This is a genomic window from Terriglobia bacterium (assembly GCA_036496425.1).
Classification (GTDB): Bacteria; Acidobacteriota; Terriglobia; order 20CM-2-55-15; family 20CM-2-55-15; genus 20CM-2-55-15.
The window spans coordinates 1-8,751 of the sequence record DASXLG010000396.1 but is presented as its reverse complement, the minus strand read 5'-3'; the positions used below and the strand labels follow the sequence as shown (position 1 = coordinate 8,751).

The 8,751-nt window shown below is 57.8% G+C and carries 9 protein-coding genes; 5 read left to right on the top strand and 4 right to left on the bottom strand.

The window, feature by feature from the left end; translation table 11 throughout:
* The first annotated feature begins 428 nt into the window (after window positions 1–428).
* Window positions 429–2,219, top strand: coding sequence for a PQQ-binding-like beta-propeller repeat protein (locus VGK48_29070; GenBank protein HEY2385246.1), 1,791 nt, complete (start codon window positions 429–431; stop codon window positions 2,217–2,219).
* A complete protein-coding gene (aroG, locus tag VGK48_29065) occupies window positions 2,209–3,291 on the top strand; it encodes a 3-deoxy-7-phosphoheptulonate synthase AroG (protein ID HEY2385245.1) in 1,083 nt (360 codons plus the stop codon). The genes VGK48_29070 and aroG overlap by 11 nt, the downstream gene beginning before the upstream one ends.
* A 45-nt stretch (window positions 3,292–3,336) precedes the next feature.
* Here the strand turns inward: aroG and VGK48_29060 are convergent, their stop codons facing one another.
* Together VGK48_29060 and VGK48_29055 are read right to left on the bottom strand one after the other, a co-directional pair.
* Window positions 3,337–4,068, bottom strand: coding sequence for a hypothetical protein (locus VGK48_29060; GenBank protein HEY2385244.1), 732 nt, complete (start codon window positions 4,066–4,068; stop codon window positions 3,337–3,339).
* Window positions 4,069–4,130: 62 nt separating this feature from the next.
* Complete coding sequence (locus VGK48_29055; protein ID HEY2385243.1) at window positions 4,131–4,910, bottom strand: enoyl-CoA hydratase-related protein; 780 nt, start codon at window positions 4,908–4,910, stop codon at window positions 4,131–4,133.
* A gap of 15 nt (window positions 4,911–4,925) precedes the next feature.
* On the opposite strand from VGK48_29055, the gene VGK48_29050 reads away from it, so the two are divergent.
* Together VGK48_29050 and VGK48_29045 are read left to right on the top strand one after the other, a co-directional pair.
* Window positions 4,926–6,701: a feruloyl-CoA synthase gene (locus VGK48_29050; protein ID HEY2385242.1), complete on the top strand. Its 1,776-nt coding sequence runs from the start codon at window positions 4,926–4,928 to the stop codon at window positions 6,699–6,701.
* Window positions 6,701–7,573, top strand: a complete 873-nt coding sequence (locus VGK48_29045; protein HEY2385241.1) for an amidohydrolase family protein — start codon at window positions 6,701–6,703, stop codon at window positions 7,571–7,573. The genes VGK48_29050 and VGK48_29045 overlap by 1 nt, the downstream gene beginning before the upstream one ends.
* A gap of 6 nt (window positions 7,574–7,579) precedes the next feature.
* Here VGK48_29045 and VGK48_29040 read toward each other — a convergent pair whose 3' ends face one another.
* Both VGK48_29040 and VGK48_29035 read right to left on the bottom strand, forming a co-directional pair.
* Complete coding sequence (locus VGK48_29040; GenBank protein ID HEY2385240.1) at window positions 7,580–7,951, bottom strand: YtxH domain-containing protein; 372 nt, start codon at window positions 7,949–7,951, stop codon at window positions 7,580–7,582.
* A 12-nt stretch (window positions 7,952–7,963) separates the two neighbouring features.
* A complete protein-coding gene (locus tag VGK48_29035; GenBank protein HEY2385239.1) occupies window positions 7,964–8,179 on the bottom strand; it encodes a CsbD family protein in 216 nt (71 codons plus the stop codon).
* A 147-nt stretch (window positions 8,180–8,326) separates the two neighbouring features.
* Between VGK48_29035 and VGK48_29030 the strand changes: the two genes are divergently transcribed.
* A complete protein-coding gene (locus VGK48_29030; protein ID HEY2385238.1) occupies window positions 8,327–8,740 on the top strand; it encodes a DUF6152 family protein in 414 nt (137 codons plus the stop codon).
* Window positions 8,741–8,751: the final 11 nt, after the last annotated feature.

Genomic DNA, 8,751 nt, shown 5'->3' with positions numbered 1-8,751 from the left:
TTATAGAATGTATTAGGCCGCGATCAGCCTCTGTATCTCGTCTTTCACTGCTATATACGCGCCGGGGGATACGCCTCGATACAACGTCCCAGGATGATTTACATTTCTTTACGTGGCTCCGCAGCTCGCCACATCTTTCATTACGACGAAAAAACAGAAATACGAAGCCAGGGCCGAACGGGCTGGACTGAGGCTCTCAGACTGGGTGCGGCAAACGCTTGAGGAAGGGATAAGATTTAAAGGTATGAAACCCCTTGCTTGGCTTCTTTTGAGCGACATCTGGACGCTCGCGCGGTCTCTCATCCGGTCTCTGAGAAGAAAATACTCCAACTATTCCAACTGATTAAAATTAGGACATTACCTCCATTCGGAGTCCCTTCGTTTATGTGTCTCCAGTTGCTAAACTAGCGGGTTCCTGGAGGGAGACCATGAAACTTCTGCTATTCGTCGCTCTGTTGCAGGCGCAAAACGCCACGCCGCGGCCTGGATTTCGCGCCGGGCCGCCGATTTATCAGCAGAACTGCGGGACCTGTCACGACGGCCAGAAAGCGCCTTCGATCACGGACCTTCAGCAAAACTCTCCCGAGCAGATTTATGCCGCCCTGACGACCGGCAAGATGAAGGATCATGCGGCTCAAATCTCCGACGTCCAGAAGCGGCAGATCGCGGAGTTTCTTGCAGCGCGGCCGATGGGCAGCGACGAAGCCGGCGACATCAAGAAGATGACCAACGCCTGCCGGAGCAATCCGCCGCTGGCGGACCCCGCAGCCGGAGCGTCGTGGAACGGCTGGAGTCCGGGAGATAAAAACACACGCTTCCAGACGGCTGCCGCTGCCGGCCTGACGCCCGCGCAGATCCCGAACCTGAAGTTGAAGTGGGCTTTCGGCGTCCCCAAAGCATCCGAGATGCACTCTCAACCGACTATCGCGTCCGGCCGCGTGTTTTTCGGCAGCGATGCCGGATACATCTATTCCCTGGACGCGAAAACCGGCTGCGTGCACTGGGCTTTCCACGCGGATTCGGGAACCCGGAACGCGCTCACGATCGCGGCGATAAAAGGACAGGGCGCCACAAAGTATGCCGTGTACTTCGTCGATGTTCTGACCCGGGTCTACGCGCTCGACGCCCAGACCGGAAAATTGCTCTGGAAAGTCCGCGCCGGAGATCATCCGCGCGCCAAGAGCACCGGCTCGGCCACAGTTTACGACGGCCGCATTTACGTGCCGATGTCGGCAATGGAAACCACGACCGGCGCCGTCCTCACCTACGAGTGCTGTACATTTCGAGGCCACGTGGTCGCGCTTGATGCCAATACAGGAAAAAAACTCTGGCGGACTTTCGTCATTCAGGAAGAGCCGAAACCGCGCGGTAAAAACAAAGACGGCGTGACGTTGTACGGACCGGCCGGCGGCTCGGTCTGGAATCCGCCGACGGTCGATCCCAAGCGGCATCGCATTTATGTCGGCACCGGCAATGGCGTCAGCGAACCTGCCACCGAAGGCACGGACTCGGTGATTGCCATGGATATGGACACGGGCAAAATCCTGTGGCAGCACCAGGAATTCAAAGGCGATGTCTTCATCAACAATTGCCGCGCCACCGGCGAACCCGGAGATAACTGTCCGGCCAAGCTCGGCCCCGACTATGATTTCGGCGGTTCCGCGCTCATCATGCAGACGCTCCCGGGGGGCAAGGACGTCGTTATCGCGGGGAGCAAAGGCGGAGTCGCCCTCGCGCTGGACCTCGACAGGAACGGCGAAGTGGTCTGGCGCACCAATATTGCCGAACGGCCGCCTTCCGCGGCAGGCCTGATCGTGTTCGGCGGAGCATCCGATGGCGAAAACGTTTACTATGGTCTGAACCAGCCTGGCGGCGGCGTGGCGGCCATCAAGCTCGCCGACGGTTCCAGGCCCTGGACCGCAAAGGCGGCAGCAAACGGTCCAGGCAATCCCGCAGCGACGACGGCCATACCCGGAGCGGTTTTCGCCGGGTTTTCGGATGGAATGCTCCGGGCATTCGCAACCACGGACGGCCGCCTTCTCTGGCAGTACAACACCAACCGTGAGTTCGAAAGCATCAATGGTGTGACGGCCAAGGGCGGAAACATGGGACAGGCCGGCGCGACCGTCGCCGGCGGAATGGTATTTATAGGATCGGGTTACGGCACCGGCACCTCCGGATTCGGAAATGTGCTGCTGGCCTTCGGAAATGATGAGTAAGAAAAATATTTATAGAACAGATGACCTTCGCATCAAGGAAATCAAAGAACTCCTGGCACCCGAGATCATTCGCGACGAGTTTCCTCTTACGGAACGGGCGGCAGAAGTAACCTACGAGTCCCGGCATCAGATTCATCGCATTTTGCACCACGCCGACGATCGCCTGCTGGTAATCATCGGACCTTGTTCCATTCACGACACCAAGGCAGCGATCGAATACGCGCACAAGCTGAAAGCGCAGAAAGACCGGCTCGCCACAGATCTGCTCATCATCATGCGGGTCTATTTTGAAAAACCGCGAACGACGGTCGGATGGAAGGGCCTGATCAACGATCCCCGTCTCGACGGCAGCTTTCAGATCAATGAAGGTTTGCGAACCGGGCGGAAGCTCCTGATGGAATTGAACGAATTGGGAATGCCTGCGGGCGTGGAGTATCTGGACGTCATCTCGCCGCAGTACATTGCCGATCTGGTGAGCTGGGGCGCGATCGGCGCCCGCACGACGGAAAGCCAGATTCACCGCGAACTCGCGTCGGGATTGTCATGCGCGGTCGGCTTTAAGAACGGCACCGACGGAAATCTGCGCATCGCCGTCGACGCGATCCGTACGTCTCAGCATCCGCACCATTTCCTGTCGGTCACTAAGGAAGGCCACTCGGCGATCGTCTCCACCATGGGAAATGAGGACTGTCACGTCATCCTGCGCGGCGGCAAACAACCGAACTACGATGCATCGAGCGTCGACAGCGCCTGCAAGGAACTGGGAGCCGCCGGCCTCACTCAACGGGTGATGATCGATTTGAGTCATTCGAACAGCCAGAAAAACTACATGCGGCAGATTGAAGTCGGCCGGGAAGTTGCCGGCCAGATGATGGGTGGAGATGCCCGGATCATGGGTGTCATGGTCGAGAGCAATCTCAAGGCAGGCCGGCAGGATCTGGTGCCCGGAAGAGAACTGGTTTACGGGCAAAGCATCACCGATGCGTGTATCGGCTGGGAGGAGAGTGTGCCGCTGCTTGAGGAGTTAGCGGCCGCGGTGAGGGCGAGACGGTCATGTAGTCGCGGGCTTTAGCCCGCGTTCCGGCGTTCGGGGCGCGGCGAAAAATATCACAATCCTTTATTGAATTGAATCGGCGATGGCAATCGCTTCGGCTTCGGTCAGCAGGCCGGAGAGGAAATAGTTTCGATCCGCGTCGCTCCAGGCCAGCGCCATTTCCCCCTGTTTCGAGCCATTCTCGAAAAGTGTGCCGGAACCGGCGCGCAGCTTGACTTGATGAACATCCATATCGTACTTCCGGGGAACCGGGAAGAATGCCATTGGCATGGCCATAAACGTCTGGCGTATGGATCGAGCCTGCGCCGCATCCATTCCGAGAACACGGCAGAGAACCTCGACGAACTGATCCAGCGGAAAGCTCGAACGCATGGTAAGCGTCAGGATCGGCGCCTGGACCAGAAAGAATTTTCCGAAATCGGCGAAGACGCCGGAACGCTGCTGCAGCTCGATCGTAACGCCGTCCCACGAGTCCGGAACCATTAAGTCGGCGGCCTTTGCATCCTGCAGCGCTTTTCGCAGTTCACTCACACTGATCTTCAACTGCTCCCCGACCGGAGCGACGATTCCGAACTGCGGAGGTTTATCGGATTTCGGAAGACGGGCGGTGAACCCGACCCGCTTCGTGGCCTCGCTGAGATCGCTTACCGGTTCCGAGTCGGGAACGGGATCCGCAAAAATGGAACGCAGGTCGTTGGGCACGCGGTTGATGTCGGCTTGATCTACGCGAACGATTTCGAAGCGCGAGAGTTTGACAGTCGTCGAATCCTGCGCGAGACAGGGAACGGAACACAAGACGCACAAAAAGCACAAGAAGCTGTAAGACACTCTTGTGCCTCTTGTGTTCCGTTCCCTCTTCATCGACCCTTAAAGTCGGGCTTCCGTTTTTCCAGGAATGCCCGGACTCCCTCCGCTTTGTCTTCGCTGCCAAACGTCAGGGAGAACAGATCGGTTTCCCGGTCCAGGCCCTCCCGGAGATTCATTCGAGCAGCGGTTTTGACCGCTTCTTTCGCCATGCGCAACGCGATCGGGCTCTTCTCGGCGATACGGCCGGCGAGCGCCATCGCGCGGGCCTGCAAGTCCGCTGCGGGAACGACATCATTCACGAGACCGATCGCTTTCGCTTCCACCGCATCGATCAGATCGCCGGTCAGTATCAACTCCATGCTCTTTCCTTCACCGACCAGCCGTGTCAGGCGCTGCGTCCCGCCGCCGCCGGGAATGATGCCGAGGTTGATTTCAGGCTGGCCCAGCTTTGCGGTATCGCTTGCGACGCGCAGATCGCAGGCCAGAGCGAGTTCCATACCGCCGCCGAGGCAGAAGCCGTTGATCATCGCGATCACCGGTTTCGGAAATCCTTCGATCGCATCGAAGATGCGCGGCTCTTTCATTGCTTCGCGCTGCGTCAACGGCGTTTGTCCTTCAAATTCCCCGATGTCGGCGCCCGCAATAAAGGCCTTGTCGCCGGCGCCCGTGATGACAAGAACCCGCGAGTCGGGCGAAGCTTTCAAGCTGTCCAGAGCATGGAGAATTTCATCGCGAGTGGCTTGATTCAAGGCGTTGCGCTTGTCCGGCCGGTTGATGGTCAGGACAGAGATGCGGTCCTTGGTCGCAAGCAGAATGTTTTGGTATACCATGCGGTTTCTCATTATATGGAAACCGCTGCCGATCGTGTTCCCCTCAAATTTCTCGCCCGGCGGGTCGACGTCGAACGCCGGACCGACGGCACGCTGGTTCTCTGCTCGCCGGAGCCGCTGAGGCCTTATGAGCGCTGTCTCGGCGAATACCTGGAGCGCTGGGCCAGGGAGAAACCGGACGCCGTGTTTCTTGCCGAGCGCGCCGGCGAAGGCTGGCGGACGATCACCTGGCGGGAGACACGACAAACGGTGTACGGCATCGCGACGGCGCTTTTATCACAGGGTGTTTCGGTTGAACGGCCGGTCGCTGTTCTTTCGGACAACTCCATCGACCACGCCTTGATGGCTCTGGCCGCAATGCATATCGGAGTGCCTGTCGCGCCGATCTCTCCTGCCTATTCTCTGATGTCGCGCGACTTCGCGAAGCTCCGAACAATCATCGACCTCATCGAGCCCGGACTTATCTTCGTGGATCATCCGGAGCAGTTCGAGCGCGCGTTGACATCCATCCGGCATCACCGTTTCGAGCTCGTGACTTCCGCCAACATCGCCCGCCTGACGCAAGTGACAGACGAAGCGCTGGTCCAGCGGATTTTCTCGTCGATCGGCCCGGAAACGATTGCAAAGTTTCTCTTCACCTCGGGATCGACAGGACAGCCCAAGGCGGTCATCAATACGCAGCGGATGCTCTGCTCGAATATCCAGTCGCGGGCGCAGGCATGGCCGTTTCTCGACGACGAGCCTCCGGTGCTTGTCGACTGGCTGCCATGGAATCACACGTTCGGCGGCAACAATGACTTCGGAATGGTGCTGGCTCACGCCGGCACCATGTACATCGATGCGGGCAAACCCGCTCCCGGTTTGATCGAAACGACGGTGCGGAATCTGCGCGAGGTTTCCGCGACGATCAGCCTGAATGCGCCGCGGGGATATGACGCTCTGCTGCCGTTCTTTGAAAAGGATGCTCAGCTGAGGCGCACGTTCTTTGCGCGGCTGCGCGTGATCTTATATGCCGCAGCGGCGCTCCCGGTACACGTTTGGGACCGTCTCGAGCAACTCTCGATTCAGGAAACCGGGCGGCGTATGCACATGGTGTCGGGGTGGGGTTCGACGGAAACGGCGCCTCAGGTGACGATTGTGCATTATGAATCGCGGCGTACCAGTGTCATCGGCCTGCCCAGTCCCGGCTATGAGCTAAAAATGGTGCCTGTGGACAACACCGGCAAATACGAATTGCGCGTCAGAGGCTCGAACGTCACTCCGGGCTACTGGAAGCGGCCCGATCTGACCGCCGCCGCGTTCGATGAAGAGAACTTCTACAAGATGGGTGATGCCGGACGGTTCGCTGATCCTGAGGATCCGGCACAAGGCATCGAATTCGCCGGGCGTCTGGCGGAAGACTTCAAGCTCACCAGCGCGACATGGGTTCATGTTGGAGCGCTGCGCATGAGGGCGATTGCCGCGATGGCTCCGGTTGCACAGGACATTGTTATTGCGGGTCATGATTGCGATGACGTCGGGTTTTTGATTTTTCCGGCCCCAGGTTGCTGTGCTACCGATCAGACCGTCCGGAATCAGGTGCGCGAAGGAATGATCCGGCTGCGCGCCGAAGGCGGCGGCAGCTCAACTTATGCGGCGCGCGCCGTCCTGCTGGACGAGCCGCCGTCGATCGATGCGGGAGAGATCACGGACAAGGGATATATCAATCAGCGTGCAGTTCTGGAAAGCCGGGCAGAGATAGTGAAACGGCTATACGCGCAGAGCCCGGATGATTTGGTGATCGTTCTCTAATGGAAACTCTAAAAATCCCCAGGCACATTGTCGCGATCGACTGCCACGTGCACCCGAATGCAAAGGAACACGAAAAATCCGACGGCGAGTACGTCGCCGTCGCCAAGAAGTATTTCAAAACCGAGGTCGGCGGATTCGTTTCCTACGAGGAAATGGCGGACATGTACCGGGCCCGGAACATGATGTGCGTCCTGCTCGGCAAGGATGCACGCACCAATACCGGCCTGCCTCCGATAACCAATGAATCCTTAGCCGAAGCCGTTCGCGCTCATCACGATGTTTTCATCGGCTTCGGCGCGGTCGATCCCTACATGGGAAAGTGGGCCGCCGAGGAGGTGCATCGCATCGCGGATCTGGGGCTGCGCGGATTGAAATTCCAGCAGATTTTCCAGGGTTTTTTTCCCAACGACCCGCGCGTATATCCCATTTACGAAGCCGCACAAAAACTCGGACTTATCGTTCTGTTTCACATGGGGACAACGGGTATCGGCGCCGGCGCTCCGGGTGGGATGGGACTGCGGCTCAAATATGGACAGCCGATGCATGTCGACGATGTCGCCGCCGATTTTCCAGACTTGACCATCATTGCGGCGCATCCCGGCTGGCCGTGGTCGGACGAAGTACTGGCGATTGCGATGCACAAATCGAATGTGAACGTGGATATGTCGGGCTGGGCGCCGAAATATTTCCCGCCCAATTTCGTTCAGTACGCGCGCACGCTGCTTCAGGACAAAATGTTGTTCGGAAGCGACTGGCCATTGCTGACGGTCGAGCGGTGGCAAAAAGAGTTTGCCGAGCATCATTTTCCGGAGACAGTTGTCCGGAAAATCATGCTCGACAATGCAAAGCGCGTCCTGCGCTTAGAGCAATAGCAAGGGCTACGCAACTTTGCGGATGTTGCCCGACTCAGGTCCGATCTGCTTGTCGGACATCATATCCTGAGCGACCCCACGAAGACGTTCCACCGTATTTGCCGCCTGCTCTGAGATCAAGTCATACATATCCAATGACTTGTCCTGGATGTCATTGCGCAGGCGCTTTCCGGATTCTGTGGCGAACAGATAGTAGGCTGCGCCGCAACCGGCGGCGGCGATGACTCCGATAATTCCGATCAGAAGTTTATTGTCATTCAGCTTCCCGACAACCGTATCGAGGGTTTCTTTTGTCGTCTGACCGATGTCTTCGGTGGACATCGTCTCCATATTCCGGTCCTCCATATTCTCCTTGTGTTGCCTGACCTTACGACTCATGATTCCCCCCTTCTAAGAAACCTTGCGTTCCTTATCCTCTCTTGAAAATTCATCGATTTCGCGCTGCGCCTGCTCTTTGCTGCGGCCGTATTTCTGCTGAAGAATGCCGAGCAGCTTGTCTTTGCTGCCGCTGATCTGCGTCCAGTCGTCGTCCGTGAGTTCTCCCCACTTTTGTTTGAAATTGCCCTTTAGTTCGTTGAACTTCCCCTTCATTTCATTAATGTTCATGGAAATCCCCCTATTAATGTCGACGGTTGAAAATGGGGAAGGACACCAAAATTCACGCTGGAGCCGCGGAAGATTTTCGCCTCTGTCGACCGCGTTCTTTGGTGGAAGGCAGAAAACCAACTATACTGGCGCGAAATCGGAGGCGGGATGAAAACACAAACAGCTGTGCTTCTTTTGGGTATCTTGCTGCTGTGTGCGGCGGCACCCCTGTTCGGGCACCATTCGTTCGCCGCGGAGTTCGACGGCAAACAACGGATACAGTTGACCGGTATCGTCACGAAGATCGAGTGGACCAATCCGCATGTCTGGTTCTACGTGAATGTCCAGGATCAGGCGACCGGAAAATTCGTGAATTGGGGAGCGGAAATGGGCAGTCCCAATGCTCTGCTGCGCGAAGGCTGGACCCGCAACACGATGAAGGTAGGCATGGTCGTAAGCTTCACCGGCAGCCGATCGAAAGATGGAAGCAATCGCGTGAATACCAGCAGCGCCAGCGTGGATGGGAAGAAACTGGGCGCGGCATCAAGTGAAGAGCCACCGCGGGGGGAGCAACTACCGTAGGGTCTGGATCT